This window comes from Denitratimonas organivorans, from assembly GCF_037478135.1.
Lineage (GTDB): Bacteria > Pseudomonadota > Gammaproteobacteria > Xanthomonadales > Xanthomonadaceae > Denitratimonas.
On the sequence record NZ_JBBHDV010000005.1, the window covers coordinates 111,669 to 129,808 of the forward strand.

An 18,140-nucleotide genomic window follows, 5' to 3' on the forward strand; every position below is an offset into this window, starting at 1 on the left:
GTTATGCGTCACCCGGGCAATTGACACCGTCACACCACCGACATGCGTTCCGCGTTCCGCGTTCAGCTGCCGCCGGCCGGAACACTGGCGGCCGTCACGGCCGCTGCGGTCGGCCCGGTCTTGGCCAGCAGTTCCTTGCGGTAGCGATCGCGCAGGATGCCGACGCGCTCCACGAAAACGAGGGTTTCCTGATACGGCGGCACCCCGCCATGCCGGTCGACCGCGCCCTCGCCGGCGTTGTAACCGGCCGCGATGCGATTCAAATCACCGTCGAAACGCTGGCTCAGCCATGCCAGATAGCCGACGCCACCATCGATGTTCTGGGCCGGTTCGAACGCATCGCTGACGCCGAAACGTGCCGCCGTGGCCGGCATCAGCTGCATCAGACCCTGCGCACCCACGCGCGACACCGCATTCGGATTGAACGCCGATTCGGCATGGATGATGGCCCGCACCAGTGCTTCCTCGACCCCATGGCGCGCCATCGCGGCATTGATCTCGTCGGTGAACGCGGTCAGGTTCAGGCCGACATTGTTGAAGTCCACGCCGGGCCGGCTGCCGCAAGCAAAACAGGTTTCGATATAGGTGAACAGCACCTGCGAGCGCTGCCCGGCCGGGCGCTGGTTGGTGTAGTGCGTCACGCCGTTGCGCTCGTACTTGTAGACCGCGCCACGCATCACCCGGGGCGTGGCGCTGGCCGGCGCCGCCACCTTCTTGGGTTCGGCATCGCCTGGCGCGGTGCGGAATTCGACCGCAGCCGGGGCCGCCGTCGGGGCCGATGCCGATGAACCGGCTTCAGCAGGCTGTGCCGCGATCTGCGCCGGCGCCGCCTTGCGCTCGGGCGGGAAGTTGCCGATCAGCGAACACTGCTGGTACCCGGCACGGGTGCTGGTGTAGGCGGTGACACCCTGCGCGTCCTTGCAGCGGTACAGCGCACTGGCCGTTGCCGTGGCCGGCAGCAGCAGGCCCGACAGGCACAGCCCGGCCAGCACCAGCGGCGCAGCGGAGAAACGGAACGAAGGGCGCGGGAGCGATTTCACGAGGCAAGTCTTGACCAGTTTCGGGGAAAAGCCAAGCACAACCGGTGCTTGCGATGGCCCGGGCATCGACCACGGCGTACAATGCGCAGTTCCCCGCGCAGCTGTTCCGAATGCAGGCGCGCGCTGTTTTCCGTCCCGCCCGCCGCTCCATTCCGCGACCGGCCCGCCAGCCCACGAGTGCCCCATGTCCGGCAAGACCCCAGCAGGAAAGCTCTTCATCAAGACCCACGGTTGCCAGATGAACGAGTACGACTCGACCAAGATGGTCGACGTGCTCGCAGCCGAGCACGGCCTGACGCTGACCGACAACGAGGCCGAGGCCGACGTGATCCTGATCAACACCTGCTCGATCCGCGAGAAGGCGCAGGAGAAGGTCTTCAGCCAGCTCGGGCGCTGGAAGGAACTCAAGCAGACCAACAGCAATGTCATCATCGGCGTGGGCGGCTGCGTGGCCTCGCAGGAAGGCGAAGCGATCATCAAGCGCGCACCGTACGTGGACCTGGTGTTCGGCCCGCAGACGCTGCACCGGCTGCCGGAACTGATCCGCGCCAAGCGCGAATCGGGCCAGCCTCAAGTGGACATCTCTTTTCCGGAAATCGAGAAGTTCGACCGCCTGCCCGAGCCACGCGCCGAAGGCCCGACCGCGTTCGTCTCGATCATGGAAGGCTGCTCGAAATATTGCAGCTACTGCGTGGTGCCCTACACCCGTGGCGAGGAGATCAGCCGCCCGTTCGACGATGTGATCGTGGAAGTGGCGCAACTGGCCGCGCAGGGCGTGCGCGAGGTCAACCTGCTGGGCCAGAACGTCAACGCCTACCGTGGCGTGATGCATGATGGCGAAACTGCGGACCTGGGCTTCCTGATCCGTGCGATCGCGCAGATCGACGGCATCGGTCGCATCCGTTTCACCACCTCGCACCCGATGGAGTTTTCCGATTCGTTGATCGAGGCGTACCGCGATGTGCCGCAACTGGCCAACTATCTGCACCTGCCGGTGCAGGCCGGTTCGGACCGCATCCTGGCCGCGATGAAGCGTGGCTACACCGCCCTGGAATACAAGCAGCGCATCCGCAAGCTGCGCGAAGTGCGGCCGGACATCTCGATCGCCACCGACATCATCGTCGGCTTCCCCGGCGAGACCGATGCCGATTTCGACAAGACCATGAAGCTGGTGCACGACATCGGCTTCGACGCCAGTTACAGCTTCATCTATTCATCGCGCCCCGGCACCCCGGCCTCGAACCTGCCCGACGAGGTTCCGGCCGACATCTGCAAGCAGCGCCTGGCCACGCTGCAGGCCGTGATCGATGCCAACGCCAAGGCGATCTCGCAGGCGATGATCGGCAGCGTCCAGACGGTGCTGGTCGAAGGCCCGAGCCGCAAGGATCCGAACGAACTGGCCGGCCGCACCGAGAACATGCGCTATGTGAATTTCCCGGCCAGCGCCGAAACGCACCGCGCGCTGATCGGCCAGTTCGTCAATGTCGTGGTCACGCACGCGATGAGCAACTCACTGCGCGGACGCCTGGCTGCACCGGCCGCGATTGCGGTTTGAAAGCGCTGATCGAGTTGTGGTTCGCGACCCCTACGGGTGCGCGATGGATCCTTGCACCCGCCTCAAAACTCCAGATCCAGCGCCGCGCACAGATAATCCACGAACGGCGCCAGCGCGCGCAGGTCGGCTTCGATCTGACAGCGCAGCTCCGGCCCGGTCATCACCGCATCCTCCAGCGGCCGTGACAGCGCCCAGCTGCGCAGCTTCAGATCATCGATATGCGCGAAATCCGCCGGAAACCCGCGCGGTGGCCGGCGCAGCGAACCTCCCCGATCCAGCGCATAGCGCTTGCGCACCGCCGACGCATGCGCAGCCGCCTCCCAGCTGGCCGGGTTGTCGAAAATGAACTGGCGGATGCGGTACTGCACCGGCGTTTCCGGCTGCCACAGCCCGGCACCGACGAAACTCGCACCCGGTTGCAGATGCAGATAGAACGCCGGTGACGGCACTTCGCGCCGCCGCTCGTGGAACAGCCGCGCGCCCTGCCAAGGCTTGTACGGCGACTTGTCGTGGCTGTAACGGATATCGCGATGGATGCGGAACAACGAGCCGCCCACGATGCGCGGATCCGCCTGAAAATGCGGGCTGATCTTGGCCAGTGCCGGCTGCAGGTCCGCGATCAGGCGCAGGAACGGCTCACGCACGAAGCGCTCGTAATCGCTGCGGTGCTGGTCGAACCAGGTTTTATTGTTGTTGTCGGCCAGCTGCTGCAGGAAGCGCAGGCTGCGCTGTTCGAAATAGATGCTCATGTCACTCCCGCACACCGATGCCTCATTCACGCCCGATGGCCGAGTGCCGCGCCAATTCACGCCGATAGAAGGCTTCGATCTCCCCCATGCGTGCCTGTGGTTCGAAACGCTGCATCGGGTAATCGCGCCGCACCGGGCGCTGGCGATGCAGTTCGAGCAGCGCCTGCGCCAGAGCATCGGCATCGCCTGGTGGCAGCAACGGCGTGCCGATCACATCGGCCAGATGCCGCGCGCCTTCGCTGGCACTGGCCAGAATCGGCAGGCGCGCGTTCATCGCCTCCAGCAAGACCAGCCCGAACGGCTCGCGCCGTGCCGCGCTGACGAACACATCGAACACCTCCAGCCAGTCGCGGGTATTGCTGACAAAACCGGGCATCAGCACGCCCTCCGGCGCGGCCCGACGCAAGGCGTCGAAAGCACTGCCCTGCCCGACGATCACCAGACGCGCATCGGCCGGCAAAGCAGCCTGGCGCCACGCCTGCACCAGCACATCCAGGCCCTTGCCGTGTTCGATCCGCCCCAGCGCGCCGAACACGAACGCATCCGGCGCGATACCGGCCTCGCGCCGCAGCCGTTCGCGCGCATCGGCGCTGGCGGCTTCGGGCTGGGTCCAGTTGTCGATCTGCACGCAGTGTTGGCGTTGCGCTTCCGGAATGTCGGCCAACTGCCACGGCGCGATCGCGATCAGTGCATCCAGTCCGGCGTGCTGCTGCGGCTTGTACTGGATATGCAGCGTGGCCAGGCGCAGACCGACGCCATCGGCCCGATCCAGGGCCTGCAACGCACGACAGGCGCGGCTCAAATGCGCATGCGCCACGTCCGGGCGCAGCCGTCGCAGCAGCCGCCGCGCCCGCCATGTCTGGAACAGCTCACCAACGGTTTCCAGCATCACGCGCGGATCCAGCCGCGCCGCGATCGCATCCGCCCTCGGCGCGGCAGCGATCCTGCGCAGCACCATCACCACCTCGTGCCCGGCGGCGGCCTGCGCATTGGCCAGTTCCACCGCATAACGCTCGCTGCCGGCGAAGCGGCGGGTCAGGATCAGATGGACGATGCGCAGCGGACGCGCAGCGGTCTCAGCGGAATCCGGATGCTTCATCGAAGCGCTCATCGGTGACGATGGTACGCGGCCACCTCATTGCCCCGCCAGCGTCTTCAGGATCAACCCGGTGACATAGGCCAGATAGGTGCCGGTGGCATAGCCCAGCGTGCCCAGCAGCACCCCGACCGGCGCCAGCGACGGATGGAACGCGGCCGCCACCACGGGTGCCGAGGCCGCCGCCCCGATATTGCCCTGCGAACCAATCGCGAAATAGAACAGCGGCACCCGGGTCAGCTTCATCGCGATCAGCAGGCAGATGATGTGGACACTCATCCAGACCACGCCCAGCGCAAACAGCCATGGCCGGTCCAGCAACGCCAGCAAATCCATCTGCATGCCGATGCAGGCGATCAGGAAATAAAGCAGCAGCGAACCGATCTTCGATGCGCCGGCACCTTCCAGCCGGCGCGCGCGGGTGAAGCTCAGCAGCAGGCCCATCGTGGTGGACAGCACCACCACCCAGACAAAGCTCGATGTCAGGCTGAACTGCGCGGCCCAGGACACATTCGCCGCGAACCAGGCCGCGATCACGCCGCCCAGCGCATGCGCCAGCGCCACGATGCCGAAACCGGTGCCGACGATCACCATCAGGTCGGTCAGGCTCGGAATCCGCGCGTGCTGCGCCTCGTAGGCCGCCGCCTTGGCCTTCAACTCGTCCAGCGCCCGGGTATCCACACCTGAGCGCGCGTCCAGTTCTTCCGAACGCCCGGCCAGATACAGCAGCACCGCCATCCACAGGCTGGCCACCGCCACATCGACCACGGCGAACTGGCCGAAGGTGGTGGCATCGACCTCGAACACTTCGCGGGCCGCGACCATGTTCGCGCCACCACCGATCCAGCTTCCGGCCAGTGCCGCCATGCCGGCCCAGGTATCGCCTTCCACCGTCACCGGATGCAGCCAGTCGAACAGCAGGAACGACACCACCGCACCCAGCATCACGCCGAGGGTGCCGGCCGCGAACACGATCAGCAGCTTCGGCCCAAGCCCGAAGATGCCCTTCAGATCGATCGACAAGGTCAGCAGCACCAGCGCCGCCGGCAGCAGCACATCGCGCGCCACCGGGTTGTAGAGCGGCGTGTTGATGCCATCGATCAGACCGGTGGTGTTGTAGATCGCCGGGATGAAGTAGCACAGCAGCAATGCCGGCACGACCTTGAAAAAGCGCTGCAGGAACGGCGTCGGCCCGCTCGCGGCCCAGAAGATCGCGCCCAGGGTGGCGGCGATGAGGCCGAACACGACGATGTCGTTGGTGATCAGGGGTGCAGCGGTCTGTACATCAGGCATGGAAACTCCCGGTGGTTGCGACGATCCCGGCCAGGCCGGGCGAGCGGCGACTATACTGGCGCTCCTGCTTTCACGTCATGGTTCCCCTTGCATGAACCCCAACTTCCTCGACTTCGAACAACCCATCGCCGAACTGGAGGCCAAGATCCAGGAACTTCGCCACGCCAGCCAGGGCAGCGCCTTCAACATCGAGGAGGAAGTCGCCAAGCTGCAGGACAAGCTCAAGGCCCGCACCGCCGAGATCTTCCGCAACCTGACACCGTGGCAGGTCTCGCAGCTGGCGCGCCACCCGCAGCGCCCCTACACCCTGGATTACGTGAAACTGGTCTGCGACGAATTCCATGAACTGGCCGGTGACCGCGCCTATGCCGACGATGCCGCCATCGTCGGCGGCCTGGCCCGCATCGGGGGCCGCGCGGTGATGCTGATCGGCCAGCAGAAGGGCCGCGACACCAAGGCCAAGATCAAGCGCAACTTCGGCATGCCGCGCCCGGAGGGCTACCGCAAGGCGCTGCGCCTGATGCAGACCGCCGAGCGTTTCAAACTGCCCATCATCACCTTCATCGACACCCCAGGCGCGTATCCGGGTGTGGGCGCGGAAGAGCGCGGCCAGTCCGAGGCGATCGCGCGCAACCTGCTGGAAATGGCGCGCCTGCGCGTGCCGATCATCTGCACCGTGATCGGTGAAGGCGGCTCCGGCGGCGCGCTGGCCATCGGCGTTGGCGACCGCACCCTGATGCTCGAATACAGCACCTACTCGGTGATCTCGCCGGAAGGCTGCGCCTCGATTCTGTGGAAGACCGCCGAACGTGCCAAGGATGCCGCCGAAGCCCTGGGCATCACCGCCCCGCGCCTGCTGGAACTGGGCCTGATCGACCACCTCATCAAGGAGCCACTGGGCGGCGCGCACCGCGATCCGCAAGACATGGCCGACCGCCTCAAGAACACACTGCTGGCCCAGCTCGACCAGCTCGAAGGCCGCAACCCCGACGCCCTGCTGCAGGATCGCTACGAACGCCTGCGCGGTTACGGGCAGTATCAGGCGGCGTGAGGATCTGCATGCATCCAATGCTCCCTTGGCCGATGATCAGGAATGCATCGCCTCCATCCTCGACGCGTTCGACGCCGTGGTGAGCGATCTGTTCTCCGGTCTGCCGGCTGGACCAAGGCCCGCCTCCAGCAATGCGAACACTGCCATGATCGCCTGCTCACCTTCCGGGAAGCCGCATGACGCCGGTTGATACCGTGAACAGAAAGATCATCATCATTGCTGGCCCCAACGGGGCGGGTAAAACCACCTTCGCTTGCTCCTTCCTGCCCGCTGAAGCGCAGCTGCCCCGCTTCATCAATGCCGATCTTATCGCTGCCGGGCTTGGCTCCGTTCGCGCCAGAGACCGCCGCGATCAAGGCCGGCCGGCTGATGCTGGAAGAGATCGACCATTGTGCAAAACGCGGCGAGAGCTTCGCCTTCGAGACCACGCTTTCGGGCATCGGCTATCTGCGCCACATCACGCAGTGGCGTGCCCAAGGCTATCGGATCAGCCTGTTCTTCCTGAGCCTGCCCAACGTCGAAATCGCCATCGCCCGCGTTGCCGAGCGTGTGCGACAGGGTGGGCACGACATCCCGCAAGCCGTCATCCGGCGCCGTTTCGCTGCAGGCTTGAAGAATTTCCACGATCATTACCGCACTGCCGTGGACGATTGGGCGCTTTACGACAACTCCGGCAGCACACCGGTGATGCTGGCATGGGGAGAGAACGCATGAATCAACAGGAACTTTCCAAGGCAAGAAACCCGGACCTGCGCGCAGCGTTCGTCGCCTTGCAACGTGCAGCAAAACTGGCGCGCCAGGCGGCCGTACAGACCAACACCGCCATCGTGGTGATGCAAGAAGGCCAGTTGATACGCATCCCCGCCGATGAGTTGCGCAAAACCATGCATTCGGCATGAGCGAAGCGCCCGCGTACGGGCTGATCGCGCTTTCCAGTGAAAGCACCGCCTCTATCGCGGTGGGTGTCCACTTTTTCGATTGAACATCCGGGGCAACAGTAAAGACCTGTCCGATATCGTGAAGAAGTCCGGAAGCCGACGCTGCTGGACAAGCTGGCAGCGTTCTTCGAACGGTATTTCGAACCTGGTTGACGCTCTTTTTGATCCGTGTTGTTTGCAGCGATGGGCGAAGCAGCGCGCAACGGTTTCAGGTCACACCGGCTGCTCCCGCTTGAACACCAACGCTCACTGCCCGGAATCACCCTCGCGCTGCGCCCACGCCGCTTCGCCCTGCGCCACGCTCCAATCGACGATTTGCGGCAGCAGCTCCTGCAAGGCATCGCCGAAGGCCGCGACCGCGTCCGGCGCCTGCTGGCTGCGTGCCGGTGCCCGTGCCTGCAGCACATGGCTGGCGAGGATGCGGCCGGCCGGATAACCGACCAGTTGCAGTTTGACCCCGATCACCGCCTGCGGCCCGCCTTCCAGTTCGAGCTGGAAATCGCGCAGTTCGGCGGCCAGTTCGAAATCGCTGAAACGGCCGGAATTGGCATGGTCCAGCATCGCCACGCGGGCATCGGCCTCGAACGCCCGGAACAGCGCGTCACCGAGCAGGCCGGACGGCACCTGGGCCCAGCGCGCCTGCGGATAGACCTCGATTTCACCGGGCACCGGCTGCACCAGAATGCGCGGCGTGATCAGTTGCCCGGTGGCCGAAGGGCGCGCCAGTCCAAGCCGCCATTCAACCGGCTTCACCTGCCCACTGCGCGGCGGGAACTGTGGTTGCGGCTGGTAAAGCGTCACCGGCGGGCGGCTCGGCAGCACATTGCAGCCGGCCAGCAGCACCAGCAATACCGCCATTGATATCCAGAAAATACGCTTCATCGCGGGGTGAACTCCCTGGGTTGCGGGTTGCCGAGGAAGGCGCTGTCCGAACGCGAAAGATGTTCGGACAGCTGTTGCAGCGCGGCCAGCGTGGCGCGCAGTTCTTCCAGCGTCGGGCCGACCTGACGCAGGCCCTGGTTGCTGAAGCTGGCCAGTGGCGCGCGGTTTTCGGCCACCATGCCGTCCAGTTGCGCCACCAGCCCGTCGAGCCGGTCCAGCGCCTGCCCGGCACCGGCCAGCACCTGTTGCACTTCGCCTTCGGCCAGGCCCTGGACGGAGCGTGCGGCGGCATCAATCGAACCCAGCGTGGTCTGCAACTGGCTGGAAGCGGCCGACAGCTGGCGGATCGCCTCGGCCAGGGTCTGGCGCTCTTCGCCCACCGAGGCCACCAGCACGTCGATGTTTTCCAGCACCTTCCCGACATGCTCGGTGTTCTTGGGCGACAGCAGATCCGACAGCCGCGCCGCGACCTCGTTGAGATTGACCATGATGTCCTCACCCGAGGCCGCGAGCTTGGACAAGGCCGACGGGCTGGCGAAGATCACCGGCACCTGCTGGCGCGTTTCCAGCACCGGGCTTTGCGGCGAACCACCGGCCAGACGGATGTCGGCCACGCCGGTGATCGCGGAAAACCCGAGCGTGGCCTGGGTGTCCTGCCGCAGCAGATCGGGCGTACCGACCCGCACCCGCACCACCACGCGCGCCAGATGTTCCGGGTCCACCGCCAACGACAGCACCTCGCCCACCGGCACCCCGTTGTAGGACACCATCGAGCCCTTGGTCAGGCCGATCACCGATTCCTCGAACACGATGTCGTAGTGCGCCTGGTCACGATCACTGCCGAAGGCGTTGAGCCACAGCAGGCAGCCCAGCGCCAGCGCGAACACGGCGATCACGAACAATCCGATCAGCAGATGGTTGGCACGTGTTTCCATGGGTCAGAGCCTGTGAAAAGGTTGAATATCAGCGGATCGTGGTCCGCGCCGGATTGCGCGAGCGCGGTGCCGGATATTTCCGGCAGGCTGCGCCGCGTGAAGACAAGGGAGCCCGATGCGCCTGGATCGCCAACCCCATGCCTGCGGCGCCTGTGCCGATCTGACTGCACTGCCGCAGCCCCTACAACAGCGCGAAGGAACGGATCCATCACCGGTTTCGCACAAGCCCGCAGACCGGAGCGTTCGCAAGCACCCACTGTGGCCGGACAAAATTTTCATGGCGTCACCACCCCGGCCTGGGTGGACGCGGTCAGTTGTGCGGCGCGCCCGCGCGGGCCGTGGAAATAGTCCTGGATCCAGCGATCCGGATGGCGCGCGACGTTGTCCAGTGTATCGGCCACCAGCACACGTTTCTGCGACAGCACGGCAACCCGGTCGCAGATGGTGTGCAGCGTATCCAGATCATGCGTGATCAGGAACACCGTCAGCCCGAGGCTGTCGCGCAGCGTCAGGATCAGCTGATCGAACGCGGCCGCGCCGATCGGATCCAGCCCGGCCGTGGGTTCGTCCAGGAACAGCAGTTCCGCATCCAGCGCCAGCGCCCGCGCCAGTGCCGCGCGCTTGATCATGCCGCCGGACAGCTGCGACGGAAACTTTTCCCCGGCGCCGGCCGGCAACCCGGCCAGCGCCAGCTTCAAGGCCGCCAGACGCTGCATCATCGGCACGGAAAGCCCGCCCAGTTCGCGCATCGGCACCTGGATGTTCTCGGCCACGCTGAGCGAGGAAAACAGCGCGCCGTACTGGAACAGCACACCACAGCGCCGGTCCAGACGCTGGCGCTGGGCCTGCGACATCGGCCCGACATCCTCGCCGAACAGCTGCACACTGCCAGCCGCGGCGCGGTTCAGGCCGATGATCGAGCGCATCAGCACCGATTTGCCGCTGCCCGAACCACCGACCACGCCGAGGATCTCGCCACGGTGCAGGTCCAGATCCAGGTTTTCGTGCACCACCTGGGTGCCGAACTGGTTGCGCATGCCGCGCACCCGCACCACCGCCTCGCGCGCCTGCTCCACCACCGCGCTCACCAGCCCATCTCCATGAAGAAGACCGCCGCCAACGCATCGATCAGGATCACCACGAAGATCGACTGCACCACGCTGGACGTGGTGTGCTTGCCGACCGATTCGGCACTGCCTGCGACCTTGAAGCCTTCCAGACAACCGATCAGCGCAATCATCAGCGCGAACAGCGGCGCCTTCGACATGCCGACCCAGAAATGCCGCACTTCCAGCGTGTCGTGGATGCGCGAGAAATACATCATCGGCGAGATGTCCAACGCCAGCGCGCAGACCACCGCGCCACCGAGAATGCCCGACAGCATCGCCAGCACCGTCAGCAGCGGCAGCGACACCAGCAGCGCCAGCGCACGCGGCACCACCAGCACCTGGACCGGATCCATGCCCAGGGTGCGGATCGCATCGATTTCCTCGCGTGATTTCATCGAACCCAGCTGCGCGGTGAAGGCGCTGCCGGAGCGTCCGGCCACCATGATCGCGGTCAGCAGCACGCCGAATTCGCGCAGAAACGAGAACGCGATCAGATCCACCGTGTACAGCGTGGCGCCGAATTCGCGCAGGATCGTCGCGCCCAGGAATGCCACCACGGCGCCGACCAAAAATGTCAGCAGCGCGATGATCGGCACCGCGTTCAAGCCGGTCTGATGGATCTGCACCACCCACGGCGCCACACGCCAGCGCTGCGGCGACACCAGCACGCGCGGCAATGTCGCCAGCAACAACCCGAGAAAACTGACCAGACGCAGCGCATCGCGCCAGATCGCCAGCACCGCCGCCCCGATGCCGGCGATGAAATCGCCCACGCCCTCCCGAACCGGCGCCGGCAGCGGCTCGGCATCGGCCTGTGCCACCGCAGCCAGCAGGCGCGCATGGCGTGGCGCCAGTGCATCGAACTGTTCCAGCCCGGCTCCGCCGGCCAGTTGCAGCAACAGGCTGGCACCGGCGGTATCCACCTTTCCCAGCGCCTGTGCATCGATGCGCTGCACGCCGGCTTCACGTGCGGACAACGCGGCCAGCGCGCGTTCCAGCCGGGTTGCGTGCGCCAGTGTCCAGTCGCCGGACAGCTGCACGCGGCCCTGCGCATCCGGGCCCTGGAAACTGCCAGGCGTGGTCGCTGCCATGTCGGCTTCGTGCGCGTGCGTGTTCATGTGCGCAGGCACCAGTGCCACGGCTCGTAGACAATGCCGTGCGGGTTGTCGCGCGGGTAACTCAGGTGGAATCCGAACGCCGCCGCGTTTTCGCACAGCCACGCGAAGGCCGGTGTGGCTTCGAAAGACTCCTCGGCCGGCGGCTGGCCCGGCGTGCCGATGTCCAGCGCGCGCCCGGAATGGTGCTCACTGTAGCCGGGCGCGGCGTTGACCGACAGGATCTGCGCCAGCGTCTGCCCACGCGCCAGTTTGCGCCGGAAAATCCCGAGCTGATAAGCGTGGCTGCGATAACCGGAAATCGCTTCCAGCCGCACCCCATCGGCAGCTGCGGCAGCCTGCATTCTGCGCCAGCCGGCCGCCGCCTGCGGCAGCAGCCACAACGGTCGCTGCCAGCGATCAAAATCAGCCAGTGCCAGCCAGGAAGGTTCCGGCACCAGCGGCAACCCATGGCGCTGGCTGTAGCCGGCATCCAGTCCAAGCCGGACGCAGTGTTCGCGCAGTGCGTGGGAAGGCATGGGAGCCGGGCGGGGCTGCCGTTCAACCTGATGCAGGTGTCCGGAAAGTTCCGCCGGATGCAGTTGCCGGCGGGCGCGGGCCAGCGCCGGTGGCAGCAACGCGTACAGTTTCCCGTCCGCGTCCAGCGTCGCCAGATAGCGCCCATCGGCCTTGCGCCGCAGCACCCAGCGCGCCGCGCGCAGCGCCCGCACACTGGCATTTCCGCGCGCGCGCAGCAGCGTCGCCGGCCAGGCTTCCATGCGTTCGAAATTGACCAGGCGCAGATCGCGGTGATTCATGCGCGGCAGCTTATCAGGCGGCCGTGACGGCCTGGACGACGGCAAACGCGGCACCGTTCAGCTGCGGCGGCCGGTCTGCTGCAAGGCCTGCAGCAACGACTGCGGCTTTTCCGGGCTGAGCAGCAGCACCCGGTCACTGCGTTGCGGCAACAGCAATACGTTGCGGCGCGAGGTCAGTGCGCAGAACAGTTTCTGCTTCCACTCACGGCCACGGTAATGGCCGGCGTCCAGACCTGGCAGGCTCATGCCGTTGAGACGAACCATTGGCCGCCATTGCGGGTGTTCGGCCAGATCGATGATCCGCGCCGCGTCCACATCAAGATCGGCCAGCGCGATGCGCTGGGTGTAGAACGTGGCGCGCACCACCAGCCGGCCGTCTTCCAGCGTCACCCGCATACGCCGCACCACCAGCAGTAACATGGCCGCGCCCGCCAGCAACCCGAACGCGACCAGGGCCAGTGTCGCCGGCCCCAGATCCTGGCCACCCGCGACAAACAGCGCGCCGAAGGTGAACAGCAGGCCCAGCACCAGCGCGGCCAGCGTCACCCGCGTCGGCTTGCCGATGGGCTGCATCGGAAAATCCCGCGCCATCACGCCGCTCCGCGCGTTGCGGTTTCCGGTTCGCCACGCAGGGTGCTGCTGGCCGGCGCCGAAGTCGAAGCCGGCGTTTGCGCCGGCACCAGCCGGAAGTCTTCGACCAGCCCGTCGGCATTGATGGTGATCCGTGCATCCAGTGCGGTGCTGCCGTATTGCAGCCGCGCCGTAACCAGCGGTTTGCCCTTGATCGCCTCGCCGCGCAAGGCATCGCGTGTGCGGCGCTCACCGAACTGTTCCGGCAGCCCCTCCCAAACCTGCTTCAGCCGCGCTTCGTCCAGCGACTGGCGCAGCGCCGGGGCCAGCAGTTCCAGCGCCTGCGTGTAATGCCCGCCATCAAGCCGGTCGAGGAGTTCCGCGCCGATGCGCAGATGGGCGGGATCGGCCACCGCACTTTCCGCCACCGGCGGCGCCAGCATCGCCTGGGTGAACCAGCGCGCGCTGAAGAACACTCCGGCCATCGCGATCAGGGCGAAGAAGATGGTCTTTTTCATCGCCGCATCCATCAGCGCCTCCGCTTCATGAAGAAGTGCACCTTCATGCCGTAGTACAGCGTGTTGACCAATTCCCAGCCCTGCTGGCCTTCCTTGTTCAAGGCTTCGGTCATCTGCTCGGGCTTGCTTGTGCCCCAGACCGAGACCGGCGCCTGTATGACCTTGTATTCCCAGCGATCCATCGTGTCATTCCTTGTCTTTTTCTGCCTGCGGCGCACCGTGCTTGAGCCGCTTGGCGCGGCGCAACGCATCGCGCAGCACGTACTCGATCTGGGCGTTGAGTGAGCGCAGTTCGTCATCGGCCCAGTGCTGCATCGCCGCCAATACCTGGGCGTTGATGCGCAGCGGGTAGGCTTTCTTTTCGTTCATGGCAGGCTGATCCAGTTCCCAAGGCCCGCAAGCCCGCAGCGGCGCCTGCGAATCCCCAATCCCGAATCCCCGATCCCGGCTGTCAATACAGCGACCCGGCGTTGACCACCGGTTGCGTGGCGCGGTCCGAACACAGCACCACCAGCAGGTTGCTGACCATCGCGGCGCGGCGTTCCTCGTCCAGTTCCACGACACCGTTCTTCTTCAGCTCGTCCAGCGCCATTTCCACCATGCTGACCGCGCCGTAGACGATGCGGGTGCGGGCCGCGACCACGGCATTGGCCTGCTGCCGCTGCAGCATTGCCTGCGCGATTTCCGGGGCGTAGGCCAGATGGCTGATGCGCGCCTCGATCACGTCCACGCCGGCACGCGCCAGACGTTCGGCGATCTGTTCCTGCAGGTGCTGGGAAATTTCCTGAGGATGGCTGCGCAGCGCGATCTGGCCGTCCTCATGCTGGTCGTAGGGATAGCTGGACGCCATCGCGCGCAGCGCCGATTCGGACTGGATGTGGACGTAGCTTTCGTAGTCATCGACGTTGTAGACCGCCTCGGCCGAATCCACCACCTGCCACACGATCACCGCCGCGATCTCGATCGGGCTGCCTTCCAGTTCGTTGACCTTGAGCTTGCCGCTTTCGAAGTTGCGCACCCGCAGCGACACCTTCCTGGCCGAGAAGAACGGATTGTTCCAGCGCAGCCCGCTGTCCTTGACCGTGCCCACGTACTTGCCGAACAGGCTCAGCACCGCCGCCTGGTTGGGTTCCACCGAATAGAAACCGGCCAGCGCCACCAGCAGCACCACGCCTCCGGCCACCGACAGCAGCACCAGCAACAGGCCCTCCTGCCGAATCCCCAACACGAACAGCACGATCACCCCGACCACACCGAGCAGGACCGCCAACAACACCGGAATCCCCGGCAGCGAACTTCTGGAAACCTCTTGCATGGCACTCTCCGAATTTGTGGAAAAAAGATATCACATTGATATCAGTCTGCAAGACGTGCGTGCTGCCGGATTGTGACGCGCGGTGTGGTCAGGGCGCGATTTTCCTTTTCAGCGCGCGCGCCGCGCCCTCCGGCAGGTTCGGGAGCGATTTCAGCACCCACGGCAGCAGCTTGCGGCGTGCACCACTGATCGATTCGGGTACCACGGCTTCGATCAGATGCGGACCGGGATGCGCCAGCGCGTACTCGAATGCCTTGCAGAACGATCTGGCGCTGTCGGCGCGCGCGGCGTGTACGCCCATGCCCTGCGCCAGCCGGGTGAAATCCAGCATCGGGCCATGCAGATCCAGCTGCGACTTGGCCTTGGCCCCGCCCTGCTCGGCGCCGACGCGATCCAGTTCGACATTGAGTACCGAGTAGGACGCGTTGTTGAAAATGATCGCGGTGACATCGAGGTTTTCGCGCGCCATCGTCCACAGCGCCTGGATCGTGTACATCGCGGTGCCATCGCCAATCAGCGCGATCACCGGACGATCCGGACAGGCGACTGCCGCTCCGACCGCGCTCGGCAAACCCTGTCCGATGGCACCGCCGGTTAGTGTGAGCAGGTCGTGGCGTGGCGCGCCAGCGGTCATCGCAGCCAGCATCAGAGTCGAGGTGATGCCTTCATCGATCAGGATGGCGTTATCCGGCAGCAGGTGGCCGACGGCCTTGCAGACCTTGGCGGCGCTGAGCCGGCCGCGTGGGCGGCTCGGACGCTGCGCTTCCTGCAATGCCGGCGCGGTGTTGGCTGCATCCAGCGCCTGCACCAGTTTTTCCAGGCTGCTGGCCGCGTCCTGTGCCGGCGTGGCGAGGGTGTGTACGGTGCAGCCCTCGGGCACCAGATCGCTCTTCTTGCCCGGATAGGCGAAGAACGACACCGGCGATTTGGCATCGACCAGCACCAGATGTTGCAGGCCGGTCAATTGCACGCTGGCCAACTCGGCCATGTAGGCGATGCGCTCGACCGGCGGCAGACCGGTACCGCGTTCCATCCGGGTCGGGAAGGTTTCGGCGAACAGTTGCACGCCGTGCGCTTGCGCGAGGCGCGCAGCGGCAAGCAGGGCCGGTTCGCGCAGCGCGCGGCCGCCAAGCAGCAGCGCGGCCTTGCCACCGGCACGGATCGCCGCAGCGATCGACTGCACAACGGTGTCATCAGCGGCTTCCAGCTGCATCGGCTCTGGTGGCGGGCACGGGACACCACCCTCACCCCAGGACACATCGGCCGGCAGGATCAGCGTCGCGACCTGCCCCGGCAAACCGCGCGCGGCGACGATGGCATCGACCGCGTCCCGGCTCAGCTGCGCGGTCGTGGTCGAGGTGCGCACGAAGTTGGGCGAAACATTGCGCGCCACGGTTTCGATGTCCGACTGGAGTTGCGCGTCGTATTGGGCGTGATAGGTCGCGTGATCACCGACGATGTTGACCACCGGCACCTTGCCCTTGCGCGCGTTGTGCAGATTGGCCAGCCCATTGCCCAGGCCGCAGCCCAGATGCAGCAGCGTGGCGGCGGGCTTGTCGGCCATGCGCGCATAACCGTCGGCGGCGCCGGTCGCCACGCCTTCAAACAAGGCCAGCACCGCACGCATCCGGGGCTCGGCATCGAGCGCGGCGACGAAGTGCATTTCCGAGGTGCCGGGGTTGGAAAAACACACCTCGATGCCGGCATCGGCCAGGGTTTTCATCAGGGCTTGGGCGCCGTTCATGGCGATCCTCCATGCAGTGAATCGGAATGAAGTGGGTCGAAATGAAGTGAGTCGGGGTTGATATCGGCGATGCGGGTGACGCCGGCGAAAGTCATCGCCAGATACAGTTCGCGCCGCAGCATGCCCAGGTAATCGCGCAGGCCGTCACTGCCGGCGCCGGCCAGCGCCCAGACCCACGGGCGGCCGATCAGCACGCCACGCGCGCCCAGCGCCAGCGCCTTGAAGATGTCGCTGCCGCTGCGTACGCCGCCATCCAGCAGCACCTCGGTGCGCTCACCCACCGCCGCCGCGATGGACGGCAGCATCGAAATCGACGAGGCCACCGGGTCCTGTTGCCTTCCGCCATGGTTGGACACCACGATGCCATCGGCGCCGACCTGCACCGCCGAGCGTGCATCCTCGACATCGAGGATGCCCTTGAGCAGCAGCCGGCCTTTCCAGCGCGCGCGCAGCCATTCGATGTCCTGCCAGGTGACGGAAGGATCGAACTGCGTATCGACCCAGGCCTTGAATGCATCCAGGTTGCTCGCGTTCGGCACCTGCTGCGCCAGACACCCGAACTTCAACGGCTTGCCGCCCAGCGCCACCTCGCGCAGCCAACGCGGCCGCGCCAGCACCTGGCGCAGGCGCAGCAATGCACCGGCAGCACCGCGCGCTTCCAGCCCGTTGCGTACATCGCGATGGCGCAGGCCCGGCAGCGGCAGATCGACGGTGAACACCAGCGTCCTGCAATCGGCCGCCCAGGCTTCATCCAGCAACGCCGCGACCACGCCGCGATCGCGCAGCATGTAAAGCTGGAACCAGAACGGCGTGCGCCGCGCGGCCTGCACTTCGGCCAGCGGGCAGATGCCGACGGTGGACAGCGTGAACGGCACGCCGGCCGCTTCGGCCACGCGTGCCGCCTGCGCTTCGCCACGGCGCGCCATCATCCCGGCCAGCCCGATCGGCGCCAACGCCAGCGGCAGCGCGCAGTCCTCGCCGACGATCACGGCGCGCGTGTCGATGCCATCGACGTTGCGCAGCACGCGCTGGCGCAGACGCAGCGCGGCGAAATCATCGAGATTGGCCGCCAGCGTGTGTTCGTCGCCGGCACCGCCATCGACGTAATCGAACAGGAAGCGCGGCAGTCGGCGCGCGGCCAGAGCGCGGTAGTCGGTTGCGGTGGAAGGGAAATGTGCAGGCATGGTTGAACTCTACCCGGAGACAAACAATCGCGGGCAAGCCCGCTTCAACAAACGCCGCCCGGCAGCAACCCCACACCGCGGATACACGTTGATTCGTATTTTCATGGGAGCAGTGGCGCAACGGGCTGGCGCTGCTGTGGGAGCGGGCTTGCCCGCGATCTTGATGCCTGGATTGATGGAATGACCGGTTCGGCGGGAATGCCCCACCGCGGGCAAGCCCGCACCCACGAAGAGCGACAAGCTCCGCCG

The 18,140-nt window shown here is 66.0% G+C and carries 21 protein-coding genes; 5 read left to right on the plus strand and 16 right to left on the minus strand.

Features of this window, described 5'->3' with window-relative positions:
• Window positions 1-62 precede the first annotated feature (62 nt).
• Window positions 63-995, minus strand: a complete 933-nt coding sequence (locus WDB66_RS07150; protein ID WP_339397977.1) for a transglycosylase SLT domain-containing protein — start codon at window positions 993-995, stop codon at window positions 63-65.
• Between the two features lie 229 nt (window positions 996-1,224).
• Here WDB66_RS07150 and miaB point away from each other — a divergent pair, with 229 nt between their 5' ends.
• Window positions 1,225-2,595 carry a tRNA (N6-isopentenyl adenosine(37)-C2)-methylthiotransferase MiaB gene (gene miaB / locus WDB66_RS07155; protein WP_339397855.1) on the plus strand — a complete coding sequence of 457 codons (1,371 nt, stop codon included), beginning with the start codon at window positions 1,225-1,227 and terminating at the stop codon, window positions 2,593-2,595.
• Between the two features lie 62 nt (window positions 2,596-2,657).
• On the opposite strand, the gene WDB66_RS07160 is transcribed toward miaB, so the two are convergent.
• Genes WDB66_RS07160 through WDB66_RS07170 form a run of 3 tightly spaced genes read right to left on the minus strand, consistent with a single transcriptional unit; the run spans window position 2,658 to window position 5,733 of the window.
• Window positions 2,658-3,344: a DUF2461 domain-containing protein gene (locus WDB66_RS07160; protein ID WP_339397856.1), complete on the minus strand. Its 687-nt coding sequence runs from the start codon at window positions 3,342-3,344 to the stop codon at window positions 2,658-2,660.
• A gap of 22 nt (window positions 3,345-3,366) precedes the next feature.
• On the minus strand, window positions 3,367-4,443 hold the full coding sequence (locus tag WDB66_RS07165; RefSeq protein ID WP_339397857.1) for a glycosyltransferase: 1,077 nt from the start codon (window positions 4,441-4,443) through the stop codon (window positions 3,367-3,369).
• A gap of 36 nt (window positions 4,444-4,479) precedes the next feature.
• The gene (locus tag WDB66_RS07170) at window positions 4,480-5,733 is read right to left on the minus strand and encodes a DUF819 family protein (RefSeq protein WP_339397858.1); all 1,254 of its coding nucleotides are present in this window, start codon (window positions 5,731-5,733) and stop codon (window positions 4,480-4,482) included.
• Window positions 5,734-5,824: 91 nt separating this feature from the next.
• On the opposite strand from WDB66_RS07170, the gene WDB66_RS07175 reads away from it, so the two are divergent.
• From WDB66_RS07175 to WDB66_RS07185, 3 genes are all read left to right on the plus strand, one after another.
• Complete coding sequence (locus tag WDB66_RS07175) at window positions 5,825-6,784, plus strand: acetyl-CoA carboxylase carboxyltransferase subunit alpha (RefSeq protein ID WP_339397859.1); 960 nt, start codon at window positions 5,825-5,827, stop codon at window positions 6,782-6,784.
• Window positions 6,785-7,081: 297 nt separating this feature from the next.
• Window positions 7,082-7,498: an ATPase gene (locus tag WDB66_RS07180; RefSeq protein ID WP_339397860.1), complete on the plus strand. Its 417-nt coding sequence runs from the start codon at window positions 7,082-7,084 to the stop codon at window positions 7,496-7,498.
• Window positions 7,495-7,683 (plus strand): hypothetical protein, encoded by a 189-nt coding sequence (locus tag WDB66_RS07185; RefSeq protein ID WP_339397861.1) that lies wholly within the window; start codon window positions 7,495-7,497, stop codon window positions 7,681-7,683. The genes WDB66_RS07180 and WDB66_RS07185 overlap by 4 nt, the downstream gene beginning before the upstream one ends.
• A 285-nt stretch (window positions 7,684-7,968) precedes the next feature.
• Here WDB66_RS07185 and WDB66_RS07190 read toward each other — a convergent pair whose 3' ends face one another.
• The 12 genes from WDB66_RS07190 to WDB66_RS07245 all read right to left on the minus strand — a co-directional run bounded on the left by WDB66_RS07190 (window position 7,969) and on the right by WDB66_RS07245 (window position 17,891).
• Window positions 7,969-8,604 carry an ABC-type transport auxiliary lipoprotein family protein gene (locus WDB66_RS07190; protein WP_339397862.1) on the minus strand — a complete coding sequence of 212 codons (636 nt, stop codon included), beginning with the start codon at window positions 8,602-8,604 and terminating at the stop codon, window positions 7,969-7,971.
• Window positions 8,601-9,539, minus strand: a complete 939-nt coding sequence (locus tag WDB66_RS07195; protein WP_339397863.1) for an MlaD family protein — start codon at window positions 9,537-9,539, stop codon at window positions 8,601-8,603. The genes WDB66_RS07190 and WDB66_RS07195 overlap by 4 nt, the downstream gene beginning before the upstream one ends.
• Before the next feature lie 275 nt (window positions 9,540-9,814).
• A complete protein-coding gene (locus WDB66_RS07200; RefSeq protein ID WP_339397978.1) occupies window positions 9,815-10,576 on the minus strand; it encodes an ABC transporter ATP-binding protein in 762 nt (253 codons plus the stop codon).
• Window positions 10,577-10,623: 47 nt separating this feature from the next.
• Entirely contained in the window at window positions 10,624-11,766 is a 1,143-nt protein-coding gene (locus tag WDB66_RS07205) for an MlaE family lipid ABC transporter permease subunit (RefSeq protein ID WP_487931623.1), read from the minus strand.
• Window positions 11,763-12,560 carry a M15 family metallopeptidase gene (locus WDB66_RS07210; protein ID WP_339397864.1) on the minus strand — a complete coding sequence of 266 codons (798 nt, stop codon included), beginning with the start codon at window positions 12,558-12,560 and terminating at the stop codon, window positions 11,763-11,765. The genes WDB66_RS07205 and WDB66_RS07210 overlap by 4 nt, the downstream gene beginning before the upstream one ends.
• Before the next feature lie 57 nt (window positions 12,561-12,617).
• Window positions 12,618-13,151 (minus strand): PH domain-containing protein, encoded by a 534-nt coding sequence (locus WDB66_RS07215; RefSeq protein WP_339397865.1) that lies wholly within the window; start codon window positions 13,149-13,151, stop codon window positions 12,618-12,620.
• Window positions 13,151-13,648: a hypothetical protein gene (locus WDB66_RS07220; protein ID WP_339397866.1), complete on the minus strand. Its 498-nt coding sequence runs from the start codon at window positions 13,646-13,648 to the stop codon at window positions 13,151-13,153. The genes WDB66_RS07215 and WDB66_RS07220 overlap by 1 nt, the downstream gene beginning before the upstream one ends.
• Window positions 13,649-13,659: 11 nt before the next feature.
• Window positions 13,660-13,830, minus strand: a complete 171-nt coding sequence (locus WDB66_RS07225; protein WP_339397867.1) for a DUF4177 domain-containing protein — start codon at window positions 13,828-13,830, stop codon at window positions 13,660-13,662.
• A 4-nt stretch (window positions 13,831-13,834) separates the two neighbouring features.
• Window positions 13,835-14,017 (minus strand): type II toxin-antitoxin system antitoxin, encoded by a 183-nt coding sequence (locus tag WDB66_RS07230; protein WP_339397868.1) that lies wholly within the window; start codon window positions 14,015-14,017, stop codon window positions 13,835-13,837.
• 82 nt (window positions 14,018-14,099) lie between these two features.
• Window positions 14,100-14,963 (minus strand): SPFH domain-containing protein, encoded by an 864-nt coding sequence (locus WDB66_RS07235; protein WP_339397869.1) that lies wholly within the window; start codon window positions 14,961-14,963, stop codon window positions 14,100-14,102.
• Window positions 14,964-15,051: 88 nt separating this feature from the next.
• Window positions 15,052-16,707, minus strand: coding sequence for an acetolactate synthase large subunit (locus tag WDB66_RS07240; protein ID WP_339397870.1), 1,656 nt, complete (start codon window positions 16,705-16,707; stop codon window positions 15,052-15,054).
• Window positions 16,704-17,891, minus strand: a complete 1,188-nt coding sequence (locus WDB66_RS07245) for an L-lactate dehydrogenase (protein WP_339397871.1) — start codon at window positions 17,889-17,891, stop codon at window positions 16,704-16,706. The genes WDB66_RS07240 and WDB66_RS07245 overlap by 4 nt, the downstream gene beginning before the upstream one ends.
• Here WDB66_RS07245 and WDB66_RS07250 point away from each other — a divergent pair.
• Window positions 17,890-18,075 carry a hypothetical protein gene (locus WDB66_RS07250; RefSeq protein WP_339397872.1) on the plus strand — a complete coding sequence of 62 codons (186 nt, stop codon included), beginning with the start codon at window positions 17,890-17,892 and terminating at the stop codon, window positions 18,073-18,075. The genes WDB66_RS07245 and WDB66_RS07250 overlap by 2 nt on opposite strands.
• The last annotated feature ends 65 nt before the right edge of the window (window positions 18,076-18,140 follow it).

Coding starts and splice junctions, on each gene's coding strand:
- WDB66_RS07180 (WP_339397860.1), top strand. CDS start 7,082: ATGCCGATCTTATCGCTGCCGGGCTTGGCTCCGTTCGCGCCAGAGACC.
- WDB66_RS07195 (WP_339397863.1), bottom strand. CDS start 9,539: ATGGAAACACGTGCCAACCATCTGCTGATCGGATTGTTCGTGATCGCC.
- WDB66_RS07220 (WP_339397866.1), bottom strand. CDS start 13,648: ATGAAAAAGACCATCTTCTTCGCCCTGATCGCGATGGCCGGAGTGTTC.
- WDB66_RS07175 (WP_339397859.1), top strand. CDS start 5,825: ATGAACCCCAACTTCCTCGACTTCGAACAACCCATCGCCGAACTGGAG.
- WDB66_RS07240 (WP_339397870.1), bottom strand. CDS start 16,707: ATGAACGGCGCCCAAGCCCTGATGAAAACCCTGGCCGATGCCGGCATC.
- WDB66_RS07160 (WP_339397856.1), bottom strand. CDS start 3,344: ATGAGCATCTATTTCGAACAGCGCAGCCTGCGCTTCCTGCAGCAGCTG.
- WDB66_RS07190 (WP_339397862.1), bottom strand. CDS start 8,604: ATGAAGCGTATTTTCTGGATATCAATGGCGGTATTGCTGGTGCTGCTG.
- WDB66_RS07230 (WP_339397868.1), bottom strand. CDS start 14,017: ATGAACGAAAAGAAAGCCTACCCGCTGCGCATCAACGCCCAGGTATTG.
- WDB66_RS07185 (WP_339397861.1), top strand. CDS start 7,495: ATGAATCAACAGGAACTTTCCAAGGCAAGAAACCCGGACCTGCGCGCA.
- miaB (WP_339397855.1), top strand. CDS start 1,225: ATGTCCGGCAAGACCCCAGCAGGAAAGCTCTTCATCAAGACCCACGGT.
- WDB66_RS07245 (WP_339397871.1), bottom strand. CDS start 17,891: ATGCCTGCACATTTCCCTTCCACCGCAACCGACTACCGCGCTCTGGCC.
- WDB66_RS07210 (WP_339397864.1), bottom strand. CDS start 12,560: ATGAATCACCGCGATCTGCGCCTGGTCAATTTCGAACGCATGGAAGCC.
- WDB66_RS07215 (WP_339397865.1), bottom strand. CDS start 13,151: ATGGCGCGGGATTTTCCGATGCAGCCCATCGGCAAGCCGACGCGGGTG.
- WDB66_RS07170 (WP_339397858.1), bottom strand. CDS start 5,733: ATGCCTGATGTACAGACCGCTGCACCCCTGATCACCAACGACATCGTC.
- WDB66_RS07235 (WP_339397869.1), bottom strand. CDS start 14,963: ATGCAAGAGGTTTCCAGAAGTTCGCTGCCGGGGATTCCGGTGTTGTTG.
- WDB66_RS07225 (WP_339397867.1), bottom strand. CDS start 13,830: ATGGATCGCTGGGAATACAAGGTCATACAGGCGCCGGTCTCGGTCTGG.
- WDB66_RS07250 (WP_339397872.1), top strand. CDS start 17,890: ATGGTTGAACTCTACCCGGAGACAAACAATCGCGGGCAAGCCCGCTTC.
- WDB66_RS07205 (WP_487931623.1), bottom strand. CDS start 11,766: ATGAACACGCACGCGCACGAAGCCGACATGGCAGCGACCACGCCTGGC.
- WDB66_RS07165 (WP_339397857.1), bottom strand. CDS start 4,443: ATGAAGCATCCGGATTCCGCTGAGACCGCTGCGCGTCCGCTGCGCATC.
- WDB66_RS07200 (WP_339397978.1), bottom strand. CDS start 10,576: ATGCGCAACCAGTTCGGCACCCAGGTGGTGCACGAAAACCTGGATCTG.